The 23,534-nt window shown below is 33.0% G+C and carries 24 protein-coding genes; 23 read left to right on the forward strand and 1 reads right to left on the reverse strand.

The window, feature by feature from the left end; genetic code table 11:
- Nucleotides 1–228: 228 nt before the first annotated feature.
- Complete coding sequence (locus tag BZARG_RS03085; protein WP_008635415.1) at nucleotides 229–597, reverse strand: endonuclease domain-containing protein; 369 nt, start codon at nucleotides 595–597, stop codon at nucleotides 229–231.
- Between the two features lie 611 nt (nucleotides 598–1,208).
- Here BZARG_RS03085 and BZARG_RS03090 point away from each other — a divergent pair.
- The 23 genes from BZARG_RS03090 to BZARG_RS03205 all read left to right on the forward strand — a co-directional run bounded on the left by BZARG_RS03090 (nucleotide 1,209) and on the right by BZARG_RS03205 (nucleotide 23,534).
- On the forward strand, nucleotides 1,209–1,427 hold the full coding sequence (locus tag BZARG_RS03090; RefSeq protein ID WP_008635468.1) for a hypothetical protein: 219 nt from the start codon (nucleotides 1,209–1,211) through the stop codon (nucleotides 1,425–1,427).
- Complete coding sequence (locus tag BZARG_RS03095) at nucleotides 1,427–1,735, forward strand: type II toxin-antitoxin system RelE/ParE family toxin (protein WP_008635509.1); 309 nt, start codon at nucleotides 1,427–1,429, stop codon at nucleotides 1,733–1,735. The genes BZARG_RS03090 and BZARG_RS03095 overlap by 1 nt, the downstream gene beginning before the upstream one ends.
- 770 nt (nucleotides 1,736–2,505) lie before the next feature.
- Nucleotides 2,506–3,372 (forward strand): ABC transporter permease, encoded by an 867-nt coding sequence (locus tag BZARG_RS03105; protein WP_123766863.1) that lies wholly within the window; start codon nucleotides 2,506–2,508, stop codon nucleotides 3,370–3,372.
- A 59-nt stretch (nucleotides 3,373–3,431) separates the two neighbouring features.
- Nucleotides 3,432–3,791 carry a four helix bundle protein gene (locus BZARG_RS03110; RefSeq protein ID WP_008635674.1) on the forward strand — a complete coding sequence of 120 codons (360 nt, stop codon included), beginning with the start codon at nucleotides 3,432–3,434 and terminating at the stop codon, nucleotides 3,789–3,791.
- Between the two features lie 120 nt (nucleotides 3,792–3,911).
- Nucleotides 3,912–5,210, forward strand: a complete 1,299-nt coding sequence (locus BZARG_RS03115) for an ABC transporter ATP-binding protein (RefSeq protein WP_008635660.1) — start codon at nucleotides 3,912–3,914, stop codon at nucleotides 5,208–5,210.
- A complete protein-coding gene (locus tag BZARG_RS03120) occupies nucleotides 5,203–5,841 on the forward strand; it encodes a CmcI family methyltransferase (protein ID WP_008635537.1) in 639 nt (212 codons plus the stop codon). Before BZARG_RS03115 ends, BZARG_RS03120 begins: the two co-directional genes overlap by 8 nt.
- A gap of 36 nt (nucleotides 5,842–5,877) precedes the next feature.
- Entirely contained in the window at nucleotides 5,878–6,702 is an 825-nt protein-coding gene (locus tag BZARG_RS03125; RefSeq protein ID WP_008635589.1) for a class I SAM-dependent methyltransferase, read from the forward strand.
- A 14-nt stretch (nucleotides 6,703–6,716) separates the two neighbouring features.
- Nucleotides 6,717–7,634, forward strand: coding sequence for a glycosyltransferase family 2 protein (locus BZARG_RS03130; RefSeq protein WP_008635701.1), 918 nt, complete (start codon nucleotides 6,717–6,719; stop codon nucleotides 7,632–7,634).
- Between the two features lie 45 nt (nucleotides 7,635–7,679).
- On the forward strand, nucleotides 7,680–8,630 hold the full coding sequence (locus tag BZARG_RS15170) for a glycosyltransferase family 2 protein (protein WP_008635472.1): 951 nt from the start codon (nucleotides 7,680–7,682) through the stop codon (nucleotides 8,628–8,630).
- A 236-nt stretch (nucleotides 8,631–8,866) separates the two neighbouring features.
- Nucleotides 8,867–9,700 (forward strand): glycosyltransferase family 2 protein, encoded by an 834-nt coding sequence (locus BZARG_RS03140; protein WP_008635496.1) that lies wholly within the window; start codon nucleotides 8,867–8,869, stop codon nucleotides 9,698–9,700.
- Nucleotides 9,697–10,632: a glycosyltransferase family 2 protein gene (locus BZARG_RS03145; RefSeq protein ID WP_008635608.1), complete on the forward strand. Its 936-nt coding sequence runs from the start codon at nucleotides 9,697–9,699 to the stop codon at nucleotides 10,630–10,632. Before BZARG_RS03140 ends, BZARG_RS03145 begins: the two co-directional genes overlap by 4 nt.
- 11 nt (nucleotides 10,633–10,643) lie before the next feature.
- A complete protein-coding gene (locus BZARG_RS03150) occupies nucleotides 10,644–11,627 on the forward strand; it encodes a glycosyltransferase family A protein (RefSeq protein ID WP_008635581.1) in 984 nt (327 codons plus the stop codon).
- 110 nt (nucleotides 11,628–11,737) lie between these two features.
- Nucleotides 11,738–12,994, forward strand: a complete 1,257-nt coding sequence (locus tag BZARG_RS03155) for a glycosyltransferase family protein (RefSeq protein WP_008635683.1) — start codon at nucleotides 11,738–11,740, stop codon at nucleotides 12,992–12,994.
- A 40-nt stretch (nucleotides 12,995–13,034) separates the two neighbouring features.
- Nucleotides 13,035–14,159, forward strand: coding sequence for a glycosyltransferase (locus BZARG_RS03160; protein ID WP_237702570.1), 1,125 nt, complete (start codon nucleotides 13,035–13,037; stop codon nucleotides 14,157–14,159).
- 302 nt (nucleotides 14,160–14,461) lie between these two features.
- A complete protein-coding gene (locus BZARG_RS03165) occupies nucleotides 14,462–15,298 on the forward strand; it encodes an FkbM family methyltransferase (protein WP_008635348.1) in 837 nt (278 codons plus the stop codon).
- Nucleotides 15,298–16,398 carry a glycosyltransferase family 2 protein gene (locus tag BZARG_RS03170; protein WP_008635705.1) on the forward strand — a complete coding sequence of 367 codons (1,101 nt, stop codon included), beginning with the start codon at nucleotides 15,298–15,300 and terminating at the stop codon, nucleotides 16,396–16,398. The genes BZARG_RS03165 and BZARG_RS03170 overlap by 1 nt, the downstream gene beginning before the upstream one ends.
- Nucleotides 16,385–17,209 carry a polysaccharide pyruvyl transferase family protein gene (locus BZARG_RS03175; protein WP_040287968.1) on the forward strand — a complete coding sequence of 275 codons (825 nt, stop codon included), beginning with the start codon at nucleotides 16,385–16,387 and terminating at the stop codon, nucleotides 17,207–17,209. The genes BZARG_RS03170 and BZARG_RS03175 overlap by 14 nt, the downstream gene beginning before the upstream one ends.
- A 72-nt stretch (nucleotides 17,210–17,281) precedes the next feature.
- On the forward strand, nucleotides 17,282–18,292 hold the full coding sequence (locus BZARG_RS03180) for an N-acetylneuraminate synthase family protein (protein ID WP_008635622.1): 1,011 nt from the start codon (nucleotides 17,282–17,284) through the stop codon (nucleotides 18,290–18,292).
- The gene (gene neuC / locus BZARG_RS03185; protein ID WP_008635334.1) at nucleotides 18,285–19,442 is read left to right on the forward strand and encodes a UDP-N-acetylglucosamine 2-epimerase; all 1,158 of its coding nucleotides are present in this window, start codon (nucleotides 18,285–18,287) and stop codon (nucleotides 19,440–19,442) included. Before BZARG_RS03180 ends, neuC begins: the two co-directional genes overlap by 8 nt.
- Nucleotides 19,442–20,143: an acylneuraminate cytidylyltransferase family protein gene (locus BZARG_RS03190; RefSeq protein ID WP_008635515.1), complete on the forward strand. Its 702-nt coding sequence runs from the start codon at nucleotides 19,442–19,444 to the stop codon at nucleotides 20,141–20,143. The genes neuC and BZARG_RS03190 overlap by 1 nt, the downstream gene beginning before the upstream one ends.
- 21 nt (nucleotides 20,144–20,164) lie before the next feature.
- Entirely contained in the window at nucleotides 20,165–21,574 is a 1,410-nt protein-coding gene (locus BZARG_RS03195) for a UDP-glycosyltransferase (protein ID WP_008635651.1), read from the forward strand.
- An 8-nt stretch (nucleotides 21,575–21,582) separates the two neighbouring features.
- On the forward strand, nucleotides 21,583–22,719 hold the full coding sequence (locus BZARG_RS03200; protein ID WP_008635535.1) for a glycosyltransferase family 4 protein: 1,137 nt from the start codon (nucleotides 21,583–21,585) through the stop codon (nucleotides 22,717–22,719).
- The gene (locus BZARG_RS03205) at nucleotides 22,719–23,534 is read left to right on the forward strand and encodes an FkbM family methyltransferase (RefSeq protein WP_008635477.1); all 816 of its coding nucleotides are present in this window, start codon (nucleotides 22,719–22,721) and stop codon (nucleotides 23,532–23,534) included. Before BZARG_RS03200 ends, BZARG_RS03205 begins: the two co-directional genes overlap by 1 nt.

The following is a 23,534-nucleotide window of genomic DNA, read 5'->3' on the forward strand; positions in this document are numbered from 1 at the left end:
TTCACTCCAGTAAATTCATACCCCTCTTCAACTAAAGAAGGGAGCCAGATAGGCTTTTTCTATATGTTTTGGAATATTATAAATTAAGTTTCATTTTTAATTTACTTGAACTTGATAAAGAATCAGGTTAGTTGCTATTTATGAAAACAAGCAAAAACAGCTCCTCCCTTCAGTTGAAGGGAGGTGGCTAGACTGACGTTAGGAAGGCTAGACGGAGGGTTTGTTTTCTTATTCTAAATTAAAATGTTCCTGTATTTCTTTTATAACAGATGGAAGTAAATCAAAAACCATTTTATTTTCAAACCGGATAACTTTATAGCCCTTACTTTCTAAATAAATAGTGCGCTTATTATCATATGCTTGAGCTTCGGGATTATTATGAACTTCCCCATCCAGTTCAATTATTAACTTTTCAGAAGCACAGTAAAAGTCTACTATATAATTTCCGATACTATGTTGTTTTGTAAAGCGCTTATTATCCAATTGCCTGGCTTTTAATTGTGTCCATAAAAAGGCTTCCGCAGGTGTCAAGTTTTTTCGCAGTTTTTTTCTGTAACTGTGCAATTCTATTTTACTATGTATGTTTTGTTTGGACAAGTATTAAAAATACAAATTATTTTGATGTTAGAATTTTTTAAATAGAGGTTTGTTTTAAAACCAAGACATTATTGTTTACAAACTCCCCCTTCTTTATTTCCGTTGTCACTCCAGTAAATTCATACCCCTCTTCAACTGAAGCGGGGAGCCAGATAGGCCTTTTCTATATGTTTTTGGAATAGTATTAGAACATAATCTTTTTTAATAATTTCAATTTGGGAAGATTTCCAGTTAGTTTCTAGATTTGAAAACAAGCAAAAATAGCTCCGCCCTTCATTTGAAGGGCGATTAAGCATTAAAAAATAGTCCAGTGGATTATTTTAGCGCAGAGGCGAGCTGGCGCGTTGGAATCAAGGCTAGAAGGCGGGTTTTTTTTATCCCCTAAATCCCCAAAGGGGACTTCTTACTGTTACGAAGTTGGTTTTCTGTTTAGTGGCAGACAGAGCTGTGGGGTTGGGTTCTAAAATTCTCGGCGCCGCAGGTATATCCTACCTTTAAATACTTTGTACTTCAATTATACTCTAATTTATATTGCGAAATAACGTTATATTAAATCACTGGTAACAAGTCAAACTAGTTTTTTGTATCTTTGATATTAAGATTTATATACTATGGATATTCAGACAACAAAAATAGAATTGGTCAAAACGATTTTAGCGATTGAGAATATTGAATTTATTCAAAAAGTAGCAGATTTTATAAGCAAGGAAAAAATTGATTTCTGGAATGAATTAAGTGCTTCCGAACAAAAAGAAATAAAAAAAGGAATTGATGACCTAAATCAAGGAAAAAGAATCTCTTATGATTCCTTTTTAAGGAAAATTTCCTAATGATTGTTTTTTTATCCGAGCTAGCAGAAACTAAACTTCTCAAATTATCCGAATATCTTTTAGAAAATTGGAATATAAAAACACGAGATAGGTTTATAGAGAAGCTTTCAGAAAAAATCAGACAAATTTCTATTCAACCAGAAAGTTGTCCGCAATCAACTGAATTTCCGGGTTTGTATGCATGTGTTGTAGCAAAGCAAATAACCTTATATTATCGAATTTCAATTGAATTACAAGAAATTGAGATAATTACCGTATTTGACACGAGGCAAAATCCTGATAAAGTAAAAAAGGATATTGAATATTAAACACCAATAATGTATTTTATTAAAGGAACCTTGAAAAGATATTCGCTTGTCACTAAAGCACCTCCATACACACCCATTATAATTCTTCCAATTTGGTGATTTTGAAATGTTCGTGGAGTAAAGCGCTTTAATTTTCTTCGCTTAAGCTATAAAAGTTTGAACTTGGGAAGAGTTCCAGTTAATTTCTAGATTTAAAAACAATAACAATTTAGCTCCTCCCTTCAGCTGAAGGGAGGTGGCTAGACTGACGCTAGGAAGGCTAGACGGAGGGATTGTTTTAAACCAAAACATTATTACTTACAAACTCCCCCCTTCTTTATTTCCGTTATCACTTCAGTAAATTCATACCCCTCTTCAACTAAAGAAGGGAGGCAGAGTAGTAAATTACGCTTTATTTTTAATTTATTTGAACTTGATAAGTAGTTAGGTTAGTAGCTATTTATGAAAACAAGCAAAAACAGCTCCGCCCTTCAGCTGAAGGGCGATCAAGCGTTAAAAAATAGTCCAGTGGACTATTTTAGCGCAAAGGCGAGCTGGCGCGTTGGAATCAAGGCAAAACGGAGGGATTGTTTTAAACCAAAGTATTATTACTTACAAACTCCCCCTTCTTTATTTCCGTTGTCACTCCAGTAAATTCATACCCCTCTTCAACTGAAGCGGGGAGTCAGAGAAGTTTTAAATATTCGGGATGCACTTATATTCTTCATTAGTAATTCTTCATTATTAACACCTCATTGTTTATATTAGCCCTATTGAAAAATCCTACTATATTGCATACAAAAGAAGATGACACGTGGTTATATACCATTTCTTCCAAACGAAAATTAATCGACTTTAATTTTGCTGAAATTTGGCGTTATCGCGATTTACTTTTTTTGTTTGTGAAGCGCGATGTGGTTACGGTTTATAAACAAACCATTTTAGGGCCGCTTTGGTACATTATCCAGCCATTATTTACCTCCGTTATTTTTACCTTGATTTTTAATAATCTCGGACAAATTTCCACCAATGGGGTGCCGCCATTTTTATTTAACTTGGCTGGTATCACAGCATGGAATTATTTTAAGGAATGCCTTACAGGAACATCCAGTACGTTTACTGCCAACCAGAGTATTTTTGGTAAAGTCTATTTTCCAAGAGTTATTGTACCCATGTCCATTACTATTTCCAACTTATTAAAGTTTGGAATTCAACTGGGAATCTTCATAGGTTTTTATGTATATTATGCGTTTCAAGGCAGGACGTTAGGCTTTAATAGCCATGTGTTTTTATTACCTATATATATTATCATGATGGCTTTATTGGGCTTGGGATTGGGTATGATTATCTCCTCTATGACCACTAAATATCGCGACTTAACCATATTAGTTGGTTTTGGCGTACAATTATTAATGTATGTATCGGCCGTTCCGTATCCCGTAAGTGAGGCAAAGGCCAAATTTCCAGAAGCTGTAGCACTTATTGTGGAATATAATCCGCTGACACAAATTATTGAAGGATTTAGATATATGCTTTTAAACACAGGAACGTTTAGCTGGTTTGGTTTTCTGTATACATTAGCGATTAGTATGGTGCTGTTTTTAATTGGTTTGGTTATATTTAACAAAACGGAGAAATCGTTTATTGATACGGTATAGGCAGTTGTCCGTTATGAGTTATCCGTTAACAGACAATCGAAAACCGAAAACCGAAAATTATGAAATCATTTAGAGATTTAGACGTTTATAATTTAGCATGCGATTATGCGTTAGAAGTTCATCATATCTCTTTAAAATTACCGAAGTTTGAATTATACGAGCAAGGAAGTCAAGTAAGAAGGTCATCCAAAAGTGTTAAAGATAATATAGTTGAAGGATATGGCAGACGCCGATTTAAAATGGATTTTATAAAATTTTTAGTCTACGCGCATGCTTCTTTATTAGAATGTCTATCGCAGTTAGAAATGATTCAAAAAATATATCCAGAATTGGAAGTAGATCATTTATCGGCTAAATATGATGTTTTAGGAGCTAAATTGTTCAAGTTTATTATTTACGTAGAAAAAGAATGGAAATAATGGCAGTTGTGAGTTTTCTGCTATGCGTTTTGATTCTTCTGACAACCCATAACCCATAACCCATAACCCACAACCGACAACCGACAACCGATAACCGACAACCGATAACCAACAAAAAACATGAGTGTCATTTTAAAAGCCGAAAACATCAGCAAACAATACCGACTAGGTACTGTGGGTACAGGCACCATCAGTCATGATTTGAACCGTTGGTGGCATAAAGTACGTGGTAAGGAAGACCCTTTTTTAAAAGTAGGGGAGTCCAATGACCGCAGTACAAAAGGCACTTCAGACTATGTTTGGGCTTTACAAGACATCAGCTTTGAGGTTAAACGCGGTGAAGTGTTGGGTATTATTGGAAAAAACGGTGCTGGTAAGTCCACACTTTTAAAAATTCTTTCTCGCGTCACGAGTCCTACCACAGGTGAAATTAAAACCAAAGGGCGCATCGCTTCACTTCTGGAAGTAGGCACGGGGTTTCATCCCGAAATGACCGGACGCGAAAATGTATATTTAAATGGGGCTATTTTGGGAATGACCAAAAAGGAAATTAAGTTAAAGGAAGAAGAAATTATAGCATTTTCTGGCTGCGAGCGTTATATTGATACCCCCGTAAAACGCTATAGTTCGGGTATGCGTGTTCGTCTGGCTTTTGCCGTAGCAGCGTTTTTAGAGCCTGATATTTTGGTGATTGATGAGGTGCTTGCCGTAGGTGATGCCGAGTTCCAGAAAAAAGCCATCGGCAAAATGCAAGATATTAGCAAAGGCGAAGGGCGTACGGTGTTGTTTGTGAGTCACAATATGGATTCCATCATGCGTTTATGTACGAGAGCGATATTACTGAAAAATGGAACTATCATTGAAAGCGGACAAGTTTCTCATGTAATAGATACCTATTTAAGTACCGAGTTTGGTGCAACCTCTAATAAAACTTGGGAAAAGAATAACGGTAATGATATTGTTAAAATTCTATCTATAAAAGCCCATAATCAAAATTTCGAAAAGACAGATAATTTTAAAATTACTGAAAAAGTTGGGATTACTATTAAATATAAAGTAATGGAATCTGGACATAAAATCCATTCCGCACTTAATTTCTTTAATTCTAGCGGTGTTAATATTTTTGATTCTCACGAGAGTAATACTGTTCTATATCATGAGAAAAAGCATCCAGGAATTTACGAAGCAACCGTTTGGGTTTACGAAAATATTTTTTCTGAAGGTGTGTTAGTGGTTGGTGTTGCTTTAGTGACTCATGATCCATTTCAGGTACACTTTCACGAAAGAGACGTTATAGCATTTAATATCGTTGAGGATTTGGAAAATAGTCCTACCCGTGGTGATTACGTTGGAAGTCTTCCAGGGATAATACGACCAAATTTAAAATGGGAATCTCATAAAATAACCAATAATGATTAGATTTAATAAAACCAATAAGGATGAAGCAGTTAAAGTTACTGTGGAATCCATAGATAAAGGGCATCATCAAGTAACCTATCGTGGAGTTAAAGCGATACGCTGTCCTTTTGATTATGTTATGTATCAAATGATTATTCAAGAAGTGCAACCTGATTTAATTATCGAAATAGGAACACGAAAAGGTGGTGGCGCTTATTACATGGCTGATTTATTAGATAGTATAGGAAATGGTATAATTCATACCATTGATATTGTAGATGAGGTAGAGCCTATTGTGAAAAAACATGAGCGTATAAAGTTTTTTACAGAAGGCTGGTTAGGCTATGATTTAGACTTAACAAAGCCTTATGATAAAATATTAATCATTGAAGATGCCTCACATATGTACGAAGACAGCATTGGCGTTTTAAATAAGTTTCATTCTATAGTTTCTAAAGACTCTTATTTAATTGTTGAAGATGGCATTATAAATAAATTAGGATTAGAAAAGAAGTATAATGGGGGCCCTTTAAGAGCCATTCGAGAATTCATGCCTGAACACCCAGAATATATAGTAGACAGAAAATGGTGTGACATGTTTGGGACAAATGCAACCTTTAATGTAAATGGGTTTCTAAAAAAAATAAAATAGTTCAAACATATACCATCTTATATAAAAGAGTAGCCTATGAGTTCTAAATTTACAGGAGAAAGACTTGAAACTTCTATTTGCAATGGAAATACCATAAATCATTTACATAGGTATGCGATTTCCATGGCATTAATAAAAGAGAAAACAGTTTTGGATATTGCTTCTGGAGAAGGTTATGGTAGTCACCTAATGAGTTTAGATGCCAGCTTTGTATATGGTGTTGATATAGATGCAGAAACTATAGAAAGAGCCAAAATCAAATATAATAGGGGTAATCTTAAATTTCTTCATGGTTCAACTAGCAAAATTCCTTTAGAGAATAACAGTGTTGATGTCGTAATTAGTTTTGAAACCATTGAGCACCATAATGAACACGAGGAAATGTTAACTGAAATAAAACGTGTTTTAAGACCAGAAGGTACCTTACTTATTTCTTCACCAGATAAACATTTCTATTCTGATTTAAGAAAATATACTAATCCTTTTCATATAAAAGAACTTTATAAAGATGAGTTTATCGATTTATTATCAATACGTTTTAAGAATCACAAATTATTTAGTCAGAGTTATATAAATGGCAGTTCATTGATTCTTGAAGACAGAAAGCGATATGAATTTGAATTCTTTACTGGAGACTATTCCAAAGTAAAGAATACGCTATCAAATGCCAATTTTTTGATTGCTTTATGTTCAGATAGTGATTTGGTAAATATTAATAATTCTATCTTTGAGGGCGGGTATATGCTAGAAGAGCAAGTTTTAGAAAAAAAACTAAAAAATGTATATAGCTCAAATTCTTATAAATTAGGGAGCTTTATTTTGACTCCTTTTAGAATTATGAAACGTTACTTGAAGCGCTAAACTCAAATAATAGAATGCGAAATTTACCACTAGCAATAATCATTATCACCTATAACGGCATGCCATGGCTAAAAAAATGTTTAGATAGTTGTGCGCATTTTCCAGTGATTATAGTTGATAACGCATCCACTGACGGAACCATCAATTTTATTGAAACCCACTACCCAGATGTTACAATAATAAAACAGTTCGAAAATCTAGGGTTTGGACAAGCTAATAATATAGGAATCCGCTATGCTTTAGATCAAGGTGCTGAACATGTGTTTTTATTAAATCAGGACGCGTATTTGGTAGACGACGCTTTGGAACAATTATGTACTTTTCAAAAACAGTATCCTGAATATGGTATACTAAGTCCAATTCATATTACAGGTGATCAGAAAAAGCTGGATAAGAACTTCTCTAATTACCTGCTTCACGAAAAATCTGGAAAGTTTTACTCTGATTTTGTTTTAAAAAATATCTTGGCTGCAGTTTATGAAGTTCCTTTTGTAAATGCTGCAGCTTGGTTAATTTCTAAAACATGTTTGGAAACTGTTGGTGGATTTGATCCCTTATTTTTTCATTATGGCGAAGACGATAACTATTGTCAGCGCGCTAATTATCATAATATTAAAATAGGCGTTTTACCAGAGTGTTATGTTATTCATGATCGCGAAAAGCGTAATATTCATAAATCTAGTATATTTAGTCCAGAGTATTATAAAGATGTGGAGAAAACGTATAGAGTTAATTATGCGAATATTAATTTTGAAAACGAACTCGATTCAAAGGTACAAAAACTAAAAAAAACAATTTTTAAACTCCTATTACAAATGAAATTTAAGCATTATACAGGTTTTAGAAAAGAATTAGCACTATTATTAGAATTGGAACCCTTGCTACAAAAGAGTCGGAAAATTAATAAAAAGAAAGGATCTCATTATTTGTAAGCTATTTTCTATTTTTTATTAATGATTTAAATTATATTCATTTCAATGCAACCTCTTGTTTCCATAATAATACCCACCTATAACCGCGCCCATTTAATTGGCGAGACGTTGGATTCTGTGTTGGCACAAACCTATACCAATTGGGAATGTATTGTAGTGGATGATGGGAGTACGGATGAGACTGATGCCCTTATGAAGACCTACTGCGATAAAGATGCTCGCTTTCAATATCATCATAGACCAATAGATCGGTTGTCAGGTGGAAATGCGGCTCGTAATTATGGGTTTGAATTGAGTAAAGGAGCGTATGTGAATTGGTTTGATAGTGATGACATAATGTGTGAGAATAAATTGCAGTCACAACTTGATGCTTTAATTACTAGTGATTATAATTTTTCTGTATGTCAAACTCTTGTGTTTGAACGAGAGATAACAAATATTCTTGGTTTACGCCATGAACATATAGTTTCAAAACAACCTTTGCTAGACTTTATTAAAGGAAATATTGTTTTCTTAACTCCATCTGTATTATTCAAAAGAGTATTTTTAATAAAAAACAATTTAAGTTTTGATGAGGATTTAAAAGCAGCTCAAGACTGGGAGTATTTTGCGAAAGTATTATTTTATAATCAAGAATACCATACGACTGATGAGCCCCTCGTTAAAATAAGAAGACACTTTACAAGTATCTCCCACAATAAAAATAATGAATTACGGATATGGCATTATTATTTGGCAAGAGAAAAATTATTTTTGTTTTTGAAGGGAAAGGAATTGAAAGATAAAAATGAAATATTAGTTTATTTTTCACGTTTTTTTAGAGATAAACTGAAATATTATGTTTTTAAAGGAAAAAACAAGGAAAGTTGGCTTATATGTTACAATACAATTAAATATTTTTATACCATGTCTGGATATTTAAAGTTAAAGTTATATATAAAATTAGTGCTAATAACTGGAAAAGGCTATAAATATAAATATTTAGTTAATTTGTAGCTATAAACATGATTTATCATTATCAAGGATTTATCTTACTTTTTTATATTTAGAATTGCATATTTTTAAATAAGAAATTATCTTAAATCAAATTTTAATTTCACTTCCTTTGAAAATAGATTTGACATATTAAAAGCAAAATAGATTGAGATTTTTTTGTCATAATAAATATTTATATTCTAATAAGAAAACTAAAAATCGTCATCTTTTAATAAATTTAGAAGATTTTTAATATTATGAACAATCCGTTAGTTTCTATAATTATCCCTTGTTATAACGACAATAAGCACATCTTTGAAGCAGTTCTTTCAGCGAATACGCAAACTTACTCAAACAAAGAAATAATTGTGGTTGATGATGGATCCAATGGTGCTACAAAAGTGGCTTTAGGTAAATTAAGCTTTAAAATTGATAAAATTATAACGCAAGAAAACAAAGGTTTAAGTTCTGCTAGAAATACAGGCATAAGAGCTGCTAAAGGTTCTTTAATAATCGTTTTAGATTCGGACGATTTTTTTGAACCCGAATTTTGTGAGAGTGCAGTTGGTATTAAACTCCAAAATCCTCATTATAAAATTATTTCTTGTAAAGCGAGACGATTTGATGCGAATGGCCTTATAGATATTTACACACCAAGAGGTGGTGATATCAAGAATTTTTTGTTTTCAAATTCTGCAATTGGAAATTCTCTTTTTTCTAAAGCCGATTGGGAACATGTGGGTGGCTATGATGAATATATGAAGAAAGGATATGAAGACTGGGAGTTTTATATTCGCATGTTGCTAACATCTGGAGAAGCATTCATTATTCAAGAACCATTATTTAATTATAGACAGAAAAAGAATTCTTTACGGATAAGCGCAAATAGTATCAAGTACGAGTTATGGCAATATATTTATACGAAACATGAAAAGCTTTATAAAGCAAATTATCCTTTAATGATTAAATTCTTTCTTGAAAAATTACGTCATATAGAAAAGGAGAAATTGAAACAAGTTAAAAGGATTGATTTTAAAATTGGAAAATTTATATTGTCTCCTTTCAGATTTTTTAAAAGAAAGTTTAGATGAACAATCCTGTTGTAACCATTATTATGAGCACTTACAACCGTGCACATTTAATTTTAGAATCCTTACAGTCTATTGAAAACCAAAATTTTAAAAACTGGGAATGTCTAATTATAGATGATGGCGGAACTGACAACACTGAAGAAGTAATCAAGCCATTTTTAAACGATAAAAGATTTCAATATTTAAAGCGTCCAGTACAATATGTGAAAGGTTTGCCAGGCTGCAGAAACTATGGTTTAGATATTGCCAATGGAAATTATATTATTTTTTTTGACGACGATGACATAGTTCATTCACAGAATTTGGAGATTTGTATTCACTTTCTCAAAAATGAAGATACGGATTTTATACATTATAAAAAACAATCTTTTACCTCCACAGCTCCAAGTGAAAATGTGATATTCATTCCAAAAATAGAGCAAACAAATATATGTCCAGATCATATTATAGACGTTATTACCCAAAAAATAGCTTTAGCTTCTTGCACTGTAATGTGGAAGAATAACGTAATTGGTAAATTGCGTTTTGAAGAGGGTTTGGTTTATGCAGAGGAGTGGGAGTTTTATAGCAGACTTCTTTCAAACGGACTTAAAGGTATTAAAATAGAAGAAACTCTTTACTATAATAAAAAACATAAAAATTCAAACACAGTTAAATTTTGGAGTGGGGATGAAAATAAAAAGAAGAGTAAAATTGATGCAGCTAATTTAATTATTTCAAATTTGGAAACAAAAGGAATGTTAAGTTTTAGACTTATGAAGTTTTTCACTTGGCAAAGTGTATGTTTAAATACTTCTTTAATATTTGAACATTTATTAATGCAAAAAAGTTTAAAACCTTTCGATAGAATTAAAATGAAATTCTATTATTTTGGAAGTCCATTAATTAAGCGATGGTTGCGAATAAAAAAGAAACTAAAATTAGTCTTTTAATATAAAAATATATGAGAACTGGAAGTAATCCACAAAAATCTGATTATAAAGTTAGTTCGACATTTAATCATCGCATTGTTCAAGTCATTTATATTCCGGAGCTGTCGGGTTATTATAAAAAAATGTTCGAGGTTTTTAAGCTCTCTATATTTTCGTTAATTAAAACAATACCCAAAAGTTCTGCAATTACTATTGTAGATAATGGCTCCTGTAACGAGGTCAAACAGTTTTTAATAGATATTTTGAAACAGAAAAAGATAAACTCTTTGCAATTGCTGGAGACAAATATAGGTAAGATCGACGCTCAAATAGGAGCTGCTAGAGCATCTAGGGAAGACTTGATAACACTCTCTGATGGTGATATCCTTTTTCGAAAAAACTGGGTAGAAGAAACTTTTAAAGTTTTTGAAAGATTTTCAAATGTTAGCTCTGTTGCTCCTTATCCTAGTCGGCATTCTTCCACATATTTTACTTTTTCAACATTAAAAAGTATATTTTTAAAAAAAAATAAATTGGAATTTGAATCAATACCAGAAAATTTACAGGATTATAATCGATTTTTGAACAGTATTAATTGGGGAAAGGTCTCTGATAAGAATATACTTTGGCCAGTTGTTAAAAAGAATGGTTTCAAGGCATGCTTGGGTAGTGAACATCAAGTTATAACTTTAAGAAGACAAATTTTATTTAATTTTTCACCACTAAAACCCTCTTTTATCAAAGTGGGAAATCACTCCGAAATGAATTACGTAGATTTGCCAATTGATTTAAGTAAAGGATTAAGATTATCTACTTACAATTATTTTGCACATCATATGGGAAATGAAGTAGAAGGTTGGATGGAGGAAATTTATAATGAATTAAATTTGAATACGAATGATTCAAGCTATTGTATAGATGAAATGAAATTTTCGAGAAAGAATATTTTATTTTATAAGCTTCAAAAGAAGCTGTTAAAAATTTACATCAAAAGAAAAACACCTTCAAATTATTGATTAATATTTGGAGTTATTTGTTTGTGATTATTGTATGCTTTCAAATATTAAACCAGTTAATATAATCCCTTTCATTTTATTCAAATAACTTTAACATAATAATTTTATTTTTGGCTCAATTTAAAAACATACTAGTTTTAATCGATTCTCTTGACGCTAACGGTAGCAGTGGGATAAAAGGTCGTATAGCATTGTTGGAAAATTTTAGAAAAATAGGTTATTCGATAACGGTTTTACATTATTCTCAAAAAGAAATTCAGTTAGAAGGAATTAATTGCATTTTAGTAAAAGAAATCAAGACTAATATTAACTATTTATTAAGCCGCATGCAACGCGTTTTATATCGTTGGTTTCAATGGGATATTTCAAAATATGTAGATACGTTTTTTGGGTTTTCCTTTGGTTTTTTTAATGATGTAAAGAGTTTTTCAAAAGCATTAAGTAAACATGATCCAAACAATTTTGACATGGTTTGGACTCTCAGTAAAGGAAATAGTTATAGACCTCATGCAACGGTTTTAAAGCATCAAAAATGGCACCCTATATGGTATGCTTATGTGCACGACCCTTATCCTGAACAACTTTATCCGCGCCCATATACTTTTGTACCATATGGTTTTAGACATAAACGACTCTTTTTTAAAGAAATTACATTACGTTGTCATCGCATTGTATTTCCAAGTTCGCTTTTAAAGGAATGGATGCAAAGCTATTATATTAATATTGAAGGAAAGAGTTTGATTATTCCACACCAATTGGCTTCTGTTGAAGGTTCTGATCAGGATTTACTAGATTATTTTAATTCTGAAAACTTTAATCTGGTACACGCGGGTAATTTATTAGAATTACGTGATCCGAAGCCTATAGTGGAGGCTTTCCAACAGTTCTTACTAAATTGCCCTGAAGCAAAAAAACATGCACGACTCTTTTTTCTAGGTAAAAAATCAATTTTTCAGAAGTATTTCGATGAAAAACAAAATGAAATTTCACAACTATATATAAGCGATGGATATGTAGATTTTAAAAATGCCTATGTAATGCAACAAAGGGCCTCCGTAAACATTATTTTAGAAGCCAAAAGTGAAATTAGTCCATTTTTACCTGGCAAATTCCCGCATTGCGTGGCGGCTAATAAACCAATAATGTATATTGGGCCATATTATAGTGAATGTCGAAGATTGTTAGGTAAAGATTATCCTTATAATTTTGATTTTGATGAAGTCCAATCCATAGCTTTAGCCTTTACTACATTGTATGAACAATGGAAAATTAATCCAGATAAGCTATTATTAAACAGAACTGATTTAATTCAATATCTATCTAGTCCTCACTTGGCGAAAACTCTGGAAAACGATATCAAATGTTAATCACTATCAGACATTACATATGAGAATTTTAATAGTTGCCATGCGCTCCATACACACCATTAGATGGGTTGGTCAGTTAAAGGATAGTGGACATGATGTGCATTGGTTTGATATTTTAAATGGTGGCTACATTAAAGAATGGGACTGGGTTACTCAGCATACCAATTGGCGTTATAAATTAGGAAACTTTAAAGGACGCTATCTTATAAAAAAATATTTTCCGTACATACATATTTTATTTAAAAATAGTGTTGAAAAAAAATTTAATGCACTTATAAATGAAATTCAGCCGGATGTTGTTCATAGTTTGGTAATGTATAACTGTACTGTACCAATTTATAATGTGATGAAGCAAAACAGTCATATTAAATGGATTTATTCTGCATGGGGAAATGATCTGTTTTTCTATAAGAATGTAAAAGGATATAGGGAAGATATTCTAGAGGTACTTCCTCAACTGGATTTTATGTTTGCTGATTGTCATCGAGATATAAAAATCGCTAAAGAACTAGGTTTTAGAGGAGAAACGTTGGGTGTATTTCCTACTGGAGGAGGTTATAAGTTTGTTCATTATGATCCTTCAGTAATTCCACTGCCAGAACGCAATATTATTCTTATAAAAGGATATGAACAGCGCTTTGGTAAAGCAATACAAGTTATACTTGCTTTAAAGAATATTGAGGATAAACTTAAGGATTTTAGAGTAATCGTATTTGGAGCTGATGATCAATTTCATAAGGCCTATGCCAAAATTAAAGATGTTGATTTTATAGAAGTAAAAGGTCAGATGCCCCATGTTGAAGTTATTACGTTAATGGGGCAGAGCTTAATTTATGTTGGTAATAGTATTTCTGATGGGATGCCCAATACACTTCTTGAAGCTATTATAATGGGAGCGTTTCCTATCCAATCAAATCCTGGAGGTGCTAGCGCAGAAATAATTAAAGATAATGTTAATGGACTTTTGATTAACAAACCAGAATCTGTTAAGGAAATTGAAGAGAAAGTAATAGTGGCAATATCTAATCGTATGTTAGTGAATGAAGCATACCTATATAATAGAAAGTTGAGGAATGCTTTAAAATATGAAACTATTCAATATAAAGTGTTAAGAGCTTACTGTTCAGTTAAAAATGGTAGTCATAAAAATAACTTAAATATTTAAAATAAAATTTAATTTGCATTATTTACCAAGAACTAAATTTGTTTCGGTTCCATATGAAAGAAAGGAATCTAAAGGATTTTTTTTCCATTAATATTAAACTACCACTATTACACGCATTAATGAAAAGCAATAAAAATCAAGTATTTAAAAAAATCTATTTCGAATTATTGCTCACAATTTAATCAGAAACGTATGAGAAGAGTTTTTGACAGAGGAAAATTAAAAAACATGAAAATAAAATTTTAAAACCCAATATCTGGAAAACTTTTTAAGGCAAAGCGAATTAAGAAACAGTAAATAAAATGAAAAAGTCTCATAGGAAATTTGTTAATCGAATTATTAATAAACTTTATGGTATTACAAAAAATGAATCATTGTATTTGTATAGTTTAAATATAGCAACAAAGCTGTTTAAGCATTCTAAAAATAGTATTAGTTTCGATAAAGAAAATAATTGTTATTGGTTAAAAAACAGATCTAAATTTTTACAGTTAGCTGAGCGACCATATTTTGATTTTTCAGAAGAGGATATGAGGCAGAGATGTCAAAAAATATTTTGTAAATATTATTCCCCTCAAGCAAAAGATGTTATATTAGATATTGGAGCAGGCATAGGAACTGAAGTTTGTTTTTTTGTAGAGGCTATAAAAAAAGAGGGCAAGCTGTATAATATAGAAGCGAGTCCCACCAGTTTTAATGGTTTGGAGCAAACTGTGCTTAAAAATAATTTTAAAAATTGTTATAATTTCAATCTGGCCATTTCAAATAATGAAGAACCTATATGGATAGAGGAAAATGATAATTACGTTGTGAATTCTGTCAATAAAAATGCTGTAGGTGTTAGAATTAAAGCTATCACAATAGATCAATTTGTGACTATAAATAAAATCACAAAAATTAATTTATTAAAAGTTAATATAGAAGGTGCCGAATATGATATGATAGATGGGATGAAAGATTCTATACATATAATAGAGAATGTAGCGATTTCTTGTCATGATTTTCTTTTTAAAGATGGGAACAAAATAGAGAATAAAGTTAGTGGGTTTTTAAGAGCAAATAATTTTCAAGTTTTTTATGAAAATTCCGGTAATCAAGTATTAGATAGCTGGGTTTACGGAAAGAAAATCTATAATTGATGTTTGTTATAATTTATCCCTATAGAAATCGCGAAGTGTCATGTGTAGAATTTTCATTAAAATCATTACAAGCACAAACAAATAAAAATTTTAAAGTCATTTTTATAGATTATGGTAGCGAAGACAGTTATGCTCATGCAGCAGAAGAAGTTGTAAATAAATTTGATTTTGCCACCTATCTATACATTGGTCATGCTGGATTATTATGGAATAAGAGTAAAGCCCTAAACTATGGTATTAAAAAAGCGCAAAGCGCGTTTATAATTACGGCAGATGTGGATGTCTTGTTTTCAAATAACTTTATTGAGACGGCTTCAAAATTAGTTGAATTAAATTCTTATTCCTTATTTAAAATAGGTTATCTCTCAAAGCAAGTAACCTTACAACAACAAAAACAACTTAATTTAAACACCATTGAAACCACGCATATTGGTGATACCTTTGGCATTGGTTTATTTTCAAAATCCACATTGGAATCGGTGGGTGGCTTGGATGAGTTTTTTCACTTTTATGGTTCGGAAGATGAAGATTTAAATTATCGAATACAATTGTCTGGTGCTATTGCCAATAGCTGTGGTGAATTGTTGCTTTACCATCAGTGGCATGAACGCTATCCGCAGAAAAGAGATAATCAGCTAACACCTGTACCACGTTTAAAAAATATAATGCGTATTAACCAACGGCAGTTTTTATGGCATACGGCTCAAAAAATAGTGCATCCTAATTCCAAAAATTGGGGGCATGTTTATTCCAAAGCGGAAGCTCAAATTCTTGAAAATCCACAATCAATAATTCAATTAGAGAATATTTCTGCTCATATAGAACATTTTTTTGGCGACGCTATATCCAATTATAGGGGGTCAGTTGTTCAAGTAATTATTACAGAAGCAGCTTATTATAAAACCCTAAAATATCAGGTAAAAAAAATTATGGGCAAACAAACCCAGCCTTATATGACAATGAAAGCAGTAAATGACCTGATATTGAAAGCGATTGTCTTTCATTATCGAGATCATAATTACGCCTATGACATTTCAGAAGATTTAAAACAGATTTGTTTTACAATAGACCTTAAAACTACTAAAAATGAAGAGCTTTAAAACTGTACGATTGTTTTGGTGGAGTGAACCACATTTGATGGGGAAAACGAATGAGAATTATGGTGATTTAATAGGGAAATATCTCGTAGAAAAAATTAATAAAAAAAGTGTCGTTTGGACACATCCCAAACGCTGGTCTTTTAAAGATTACTTTCAGCCTATTTACGTAACAGCTGGCAGTATAATGGCGCATGTCAACTCTAAATGTGTGGTATGGGGGAGTGGTATTATTCAAAAAAATCAGCAGGTTAAAAAAGCGAAATTTTTAGCCGTTAGAGGACCTCAAACTCGAGAAAATTTATTAGCGCAAGGTTATAATGTAACCGAAGTTTATGGCGATCCGGCCTTGCTACTGCCCAAATACTACAATCCTGATCGTGTTAAAATATATAAACTAGGTATTGTACCTCATTATGCAGACTACGAATTTGTAAAATCCATATATGACGACAATTTAGACGTGCTTATTATTGATTTAATGACCACCGATATAGAAGCCACTACCGATTTATTTTTAAAATGTGAACGTATAATATCGTCCTCTTTACACGGAATTATTGTGGCACATGCCTATCAAATTCCTGCTGTTTGGGTCGCGTTTTCAGATAAGCTATTTGGTGACGGCATTAAATTTCAAGATTATTTTGAATCTGTGAACTTGGTTTGTTATGTTCCTGAAAATGTGCATAACTGGTCAGATCTACAACATGTTATTCAACATTTTGAAACGTTTCCTAATTTACCAGAAGAAGATCATATTAAGTTTTTGCAAGACGGTTTGTTAAAAGTCTGTCCTTTTAAGGCTGTTTAGTAATACAAATTCGCTTTTAAGCTATATGGCATCGCATAACTTTTATATATTTGAGAAAAGAAAATACGCTTAATGAATGCTCTCTTTCTTATTGCTGAAATAGCCCAAGCCCATGGCGGATGTTTGCAAAAGGCTCATGATTATATTGATGCTGTTGCTACAACTGGCGTGGATGCCATTAAATTTCAAACCCATATTGCCGATGCGGAAAGCAGTATTCATGAGCCTTTTAGAGTCAAGTTTTCCGATGCCTATGCTACGCGCTTTGACTATTGGAGAGCCATGGAGTTCACGCTTGACGAATGGAAAGCCCTAAAACAGCACTGTGAAGCCGTAGGTTTGGAGTTTATGAGTTCACCTTTTAGCAACGCGGCTGTGGACTTATTAGAAATCGTAGGTGTTAATCGCTATAAAGTTGGTTCAGGTGAAGTGTCTAATTTTTTATTGTTGGAACGGATTTCCCAAACTAAAAAACCGGTTATTTTATCGTCAGGTATGAGTTCCTATGATGAACTAGATGCTGCCGTATCTTTTTTAAAGAAAAGAAACGTAGACTATAGTATCATGCAGTGTACCACAGCCTATCCAACAAATGCCGAACAATTAGGCTTGAATGTGATTCAGGAACTAAAGGATCGCTATCAGGTGCTAGTAGGTTTTTCGGACCATTCAGCCCTGATAAGTACAGGTGTTGCTGCCGTTTCACTAGGTGCAGAACTTTTAGAATTTCACGTAATCTTAGATTCTAACGAGTCTGGACCAGATGCCCTTGCCTCACTTACCATAGAGCAAGCAACACAACTTAATCAAGATGTTCGTTATATTTATAAGGCTTTACAACATCCAATAAATAAAATCGATTCGAATCAGTTTTCGGATCTCAAACAAATATTTGAAAAATCTTTAGCGGTTAATAAAACATTACCGAAAGGGCATGTATTAACATTTGCCGATTTAGAAGCCAAAAAACCAAAGGGTTATGGGATTCATGCTTTTGAGTTTGAAAATGTTATAGGTAAGCAACTAAATACCCCACTTAAAAAATGGGATTTTTTGAATCATAAAGATATTGATAATGAATAGCAAACGAAAAATAGCCGTTGTGGTCACCGCCAGACCTTCCTACAGTAGAGTGAAAACTTTGTTACAGGCTATCCAGAAACATCCGGCATTAGAACTGCAACTTATTGTAGCTGCTTCTGCCTTGCTGGATCGGTATGGTTCGGCTGTTAATTATATTGAAAATGATGGTTTTCATATCAGCGCTAAAGTTTTCAATGTATTAGAAGGCGAAAATTTAACAGCAGCAGCAAAAACCACAGGAATTGGCATATTAGAACTTTCCACAGTTTTTGATAATTTAAAACCAGACATTGTGGTTACGGTGGCAGACCGCTTTGAAACCATGGCAACCGCCATTGCGGCTTCTTATATGAATATCCCCTTGGCGCACTTACAAGGCGGAGAAGTTACCGGGAATATAGACGAAAAAGTGCGTCATGCCATAACCAAACTTGCGGATTATCACTTTGTAGCTTCGGAAAGTGCGAAAACCCGTGTTATAAAATTAGGGGAAAATCCAGAATTGGTTTTCAATACAGGCTGTCCATCTATAGATTTGGCTTTGTTAGTAAAAGATACAAAACTAGATTTTGATCCCTATCAGAAATATGGCGGTGTTGGCGCACAACCCGATTTATCTCAAGGCTATTTAGTTGTTATGCAACATCCGGTTACAACCGAATATCAGGACTCCCGAAGACACATTGAACAAACACTAAAAGCCATAGCCGAATTAGATGTGCCCACACTGTGGTTTTGGCCTAATGTTGATGCTGGCGCGGACGGCACCTCCACGGGAATTAGAGCCTTTAGGGAACACCATAAAATAGAGCAGATCCATTTTTTTAAAAATATGGAAGGAATAGATTTTCTTACCCTTCTTAATAACGCCAAAGTCCTGATTGGAAACTCGAGCGTAGGCATTCGAGAATGTGCTTATCTAGGTGTTCCTGTGGTGAATATTGGTAGCAGACAAAACAAAAGAGATCGTGGTCATAATGTGGTGGATGTAGATTATAATCAAGATGCCATTAAACAAGCTGTAAGTTCACAAGTGAATGAAGGAAAGTTCCCTATTTCAAATGTGTATGGCGGCGGAAATGCGGGAGAACAAATTGCTGATTTATTGCAAAAAGTACCTTTGCAATTTCATAAAACCATTACCTATTAATGAAAATACTCGGCATCATTCCCGCAAGAGGCGGATCTAAGGGCATTCCAAAGAAAAACATTAAATTATTAAATGGTAAGCCCTTACTGGCATATACCTCTGAAATTGCTTTAAAGTCCACCTTACTTTCAGACGTTATAGTAAGTTCAGACGATGACGAAATTATCAAAGTTGCAGAAACGTTAGGTGTTACCGTTCCTTTTAAACGTCCTTCAGCTTTGGCGCAAGATGATACACCAACCATAGACGTTATTTTACATGCTTTAGACTGGTATGCAAATCAAGAAATCTATTTTGATGCCGTTTGCTTACTGCAAGTAACATATCCTTTTAGAACACTTTCTTTTTTAAATGAAGCCATTTCAAAATTTAAAGATAGTAAGTGTGACACCCTAATATCCGTTCAAAAAGTACCACAAGAATTTAATCCACATTGGACTTTTGAGAAAAATAGCGACGGGTATTTAAAAATAGCCACCGGCGAAGCAAAAATTATTAGTAGAAGACAGGAGTTGCCAGATGCCTATCATAGAGATGGTTCTATATATTTAACCACAACTAAAACGCTGTTAGAGCAAAATTCTATTTATGGAAAACGCTTGAGTTTTTTAGAGTCTGCTTCTGAAACCTATGTAAATATTGATACTTTTCAGGATTGGGAAAGAGCTGAATTTTTGATAAAATCAAATGTCATAGAATAATAATTTAATAAATCAGCATTGTTGAAGGATAAGAGAAAGGTTTTTGTTTTAGTGCCAGATGGCGTGAGTTTAAAGAACTTTGCTTATACACGTTTTTATACGGAAGCCAAGGAAAGAGATTTTGAGCTAGTATTTTGGCATCATACCCCGTTTGATTTTGATTCTTTTGGCTACAAGCACTTAATTTTAGAGGAACCGAAACTACATTGGTTTACAACTGTTTTAAAAAATGTGAGAAAACGTGTGGAAATTTCTTGCTTCACAAAACGTGAAAACGATCCTATTTATCACCGGTATCTGTTCCCTTTATCTTATAAAAACTTTAAAAACACAATAAGAAGTATACTGACTCAATTTCTTGCAGTGTGTTTCAATTCTGAAAAGGATTTACGGTTTTTAAGGAAAGCCATAAACCTATTGGAAGCACGCACCAGTTATTATGAACATTGTATAAATGCACTAGAAAAACATCAGCCTGATCTTATTTATTGTACCAGTCAACGCAATGTGTTAGCGATAGCCCCATTACTTGCTGGCGCTAAACTAGAAATACCAAGCGTATGCTTTATATTTTCATGGGACAACTTACCAAAAGCGACCTTGGATGTCCCTGCAGATTATTATCATGTATGGAGCAACCATATGAAGAAAGAACTATTGCATTATTATCCTTTTGTAAAAAAACATCAAATTACTGTTACGGGAACTCCACAATTCGAACCCCATTACGATACTGAAAAACTAAAAACTAGAGCAGAATTTTTTAGTGAACATAACTTGGATATCAATAAGCGTTACATTTGTTATAGTGGTGATGACGTAACCACCTCTCCCAAAGATCCATTATATCTAAAAGATGTAGCACAAGCGATAAGAAATTTAAATAGCAAAGGTCATAATTTAGGATTGATTTTTAGACGATGCCCTGTTGACTTTTCTTCGCGTTATGATACCGTAATAGCTAATTATAAAGATGTTATTGTTCCAATAGAACCTATCTGGAATAAAGTAGGAGGTGCTTGGGATACTATTTTACCCATGCCAGAGGATTTGAGTTTATTAAGCAATTTAGCTTTTTATACAGAAGCGGTAATTAATTTGGGGTCTTCTATGGTTTTTGATTATGCTATACATAATAAACCTTGTTTATATATGAATTACAATTATTTCAATTCAGACAATATTCCTAAAGAAGGCGTTTATGTTTATAATTATGTTCATTTTAGGTCTATGCCCAATAGTGATGCTGTGGTGTGGCTGAATCATCCAAATACCATTGCTAAATCTATTGAAATGGTTTTAGAAAGCCCAAATGTTACAGTTTGTGCCGCTAGGGCTTGGTATGAAAAAATAAATAAGCATCCCGCGGATTCAGCCTCTATGCGTATTTGGGATAGCATCGAAACCATTATTAAAAACAACCAAGCATAAGCCAAACCATGCATATAGCTTTTCTTACACCCGAATATCCACACCCTACCTTCAGTAAGTCAGGAGGCTTGGGCACGAGTATTAAAAACTTGGCCAAAGGGCTGGTGGATCAAGATATTCAAGTAACGGTTTTTATTATAGGGCAACAGCACGATGCTGATATTAAAGAGGAAGGCATTCAATTAATAGCTATAGCCAAGCAAAAACATTGGGCTTTAAATTGGTATTTGGAGCGGAAGCGTTACCAAAAAATAATTCAACAACGAATAAAAAAAGAGGGGATAGAACTTATTGAAGCACCAGATTGGACGGGTATTTCTGCTTTTATGAACTTTAGTATTCCGTTAATTATAAGGCTTAATGGGAGCGATGGGTATTTTTGTTATTTAGATGGTAGAAAACAAAAATGGAAACATCGTTTTTTAGAGCGGAATGCACTTAAAAATGCGGATGCTATTGTTTCCGTAAGTACGTTTACAGCAAATCTCACAACATCTATATTTGGATTAAAGACGGCCATACCTACTATTCCAAATGGTATTAATACGGACGATTTTAAGCCGCTGCATTTAGAGATTCATAATAGCCAATTATTATATTTTGGAACGGTGATTAGAAAAAAAGGCATTCTAGAATTGGCGCTCATTTTTAATAAAGTTGTTGCGAAAGTTCCAGAATGTACACTCTTACTTATTGGAAAAGATGCTATTGATGTATTTGAAAAAAGATCAACGCTAGAGCTATTTTATCAACTATTAACGGACCAAGCTAAACAGCAAGTAATATATAAAAGTGAAGTCCCTTACGAAGCGATCAAAACCTATATTGCCAAAGCGCAAATAGTAGTCTTGCCAAGTTTTGCAGAGGCATTCCCCATGACGTGGTTAGAGACCTTGTCTATGGAAAAAGCGTTAGTAAGCTCCAATATTGGTTGGGCCAAAGAGTTGATGGTGGATGGTGTTACGGGTTATACCGTGAATCCTAAAGATCACGATTTATATGCGGAAAAAATTATTGAATTACTGCGGGATGAAGACCTATGTGCGCAATTTGGCAAGGAAGGACGTCAACATGTTATTGAACATTTTTCAGCTGAAGTTATTACAAAACGTAATATCGCTTTTTATAAAAAATATATTGGGTAATGGACTTTAAAAAATCAATCAAAAAAAATATTAGCAGTTTATTACCAAAAGGCATTTATAAAGAAAAGCTTAAAGTGTTTTGGTATAATGTTTTAGCGAGTAAGAAAGTGAAATATAAAATTGTAAGCAAAGAGGGCGCAAACTTTATGTATGAAACTAAATATGAAGATCTCACTTTTTTTACAAACGAGCCCCTGTATGCAATTACACCAGACTTCGATAACTATCAACATTTTTACAAAGTAAAGGAAGGTGATGTGGTTATTGATGGAGGTGCTAATGTTGGTGTTTTATCACTCCTTTTTTCGAAACAAGTAGGACAAACAGGACATGTTTATTGTTTTGAACCTGACAAATACAATATTGGCAAATTAAACTCCAATTTTTCACTTAATAATCATGCTAGAAATTACAGTATTCATGGAGAATTGATGTGGAGTTGTGAGAACATAATTGATTTTCAAGAGTCTGGTACTGTGGCGTCGTCTGCGATTTGGTTTTCTGACGAACATGCAGTTGTGAAAAAGAGAACTATTACATTAGATAGCTGGTGTGTAAAAAATAATATTAAACATATAGATTTGATAAAAATGGATATTGAAGGCGCCGAATTAGAAGCTGTTGAAGGGTGTCGGGACATTATCAAACAATTTAAACCTAATTTTGCCATTGCATCTTACCATATGGTTGATGGTGAGCCTACTTATATAAAATTGGAAGCATTTTTTAAATCGATAGGATATCCTGTGAAAACAAAAAAATTTAGTGGCTACGAGGTTATAACATTTGCTGGTCCTTGTGTTAAAGACGAATAA

The organism is Bizionia argentinensis JUB59, assembly GCF_000224335.1.
GTDB classification, from domain to species: Bacteria; Bacteroidota; Bacteroidia; order Flavobacteriales; family Flavobacteriaceae; genus Algorimicrobium; species Algorimicrobium argentinense.

Bases quoted from the DNA above. Each gene is read 5' to 3' on its own strand.
- BZARG_RS03110 (WP_008635674.1), top strand. From the start codon at position 3,432: ATGAAATCATTTAGAGATTTAGACGTTTATAATTTAGCATGCGATTAT.
- BZARG_RS03095 (WP_008635509.1), top strand. From the start codon at position 1,427: ATGATTGTTTTTTTATCCGAGCTAGCAGAAACTAAACTTCTCAAATTA.
- neuC (WP_008635334.1), top strand. From the start codon at position 18,285: ATGAATAGCAAACGAAAAATAGCCGTTGTGGTCACCGCCAGACCTTCC.
- BZARG_RS03120 (WP_008635537.1), top strand. From the start codon at position 5,203: ATGATTAGATTTAATAAAACCAATAAGGATGAAGCAGTTAAAGTTACT.
- BZARG_RS03150 (WP_008635581.1), top strand. From the start codon at position 10,644: ATGAGAACTGGAAGTAATCCACAAAAATCTGATTATAAAGTTAGTTCG.
- BZARG_RS03200 (WP_008635535.1), top strand. From the start codon at position 21,583: ATGCATATAGCTTTTCTTACACCCGAATATCCACACCCTACCTTCAGT.
- BZARG_RS03170 (WP_008635705.1), top strand. From the start codon at position 15,298: ATGTTTGTTATAATTTATCCCTATAGAAATCGCGAAGTGTCATGTGTA.
- BZARG_RS03180 (WP_008635622.1), top strand. From the start codon at position 17,282: ATGAATGCTCTCTTTCTTATTGCTGAAATAGCCCAAGCCCATGGCGGA.
- BZARG_RS03165 (WP_008635348.1), top strand. From the start codon at position 14,462: ATGAAAAAGTCTCATAGGAAATTTGTTAATCGAATTATTAATAAACTT.
- BZARG_RS03115 (WP_008635660.1), top strand. From the start codon at position 3,912: ATGAGTGTCATTTTAAAAGCCGAAAACATCAGCAAACAATACCGACTA.
- BZARG_RS03190 (WP_008635515.1), top strand. From the start codon at position 19,442: ATGAAAATACTCGGCATCATTCCCGCAAGAGGCGGATCTAAGGGCATT.
- BZARG_RS03160 (WP_237702570.1), top strand. From the start codon at position 13,035: ATGCGCTCCATACACACCATTAGATGGGTTGGTCAGTTAAAGGATAGT.
- BZARG_RS03175 (WP_040287968.1), top strand. From the start codon at position 16,385: ATGAAGAGCTTTAAAACTGTACGATTGTTTTGGTGGAGTGAACCACAT.
- BZARG_RS03130 (WP_008635701.1), top strand. From the start codon at position 6,717: ATGCGAAATTTACCACTAGCAATAATCATTATCACCTATAACGGCATG.
- BZARG_RS03140 (WP_008635496.1), top strand. From the start codon at position 8,867: ATGAACAATCCGTTAGTTTCTATAATTATCCCTTGTTATAACGACAAT.
- BZARG_RS03090 (WP_008635468.1), top strand. From the start codon at position 1,209: ATGGATATTCAGACAACAAAAATAGAATTGGTCAAAACGATTTTAGCG.
- BZARG_RS03145 (WP_008635608.1), top strand. From the start codon at position 9,697: ATGAACAATCCTGTTGTAACCATTATTATGAGCACTTACAACCGTGCA.
- BZARG_RS15170 (WP_008635472.1), top strand. From the start codon at position 7,680: ATGCAACCTCTTGTTTCCATAATAATACCCACCTATAACCGCGCCCAT.
- BZARG_RS03205 (WP_008635477.1), top strand. From the start codon at position 22,719: ATGGACTTTAAAAAATCAATCAAAAAAAATATTAGCAGTTTATTACCA.
- BZARG_RS03125 (WP_008635589.1), top strand. From the start codon at position 5,878: ATGAGTTCTAAATTTACAGGAGAAAGACTTGAAACTTCTATTTGCAAT.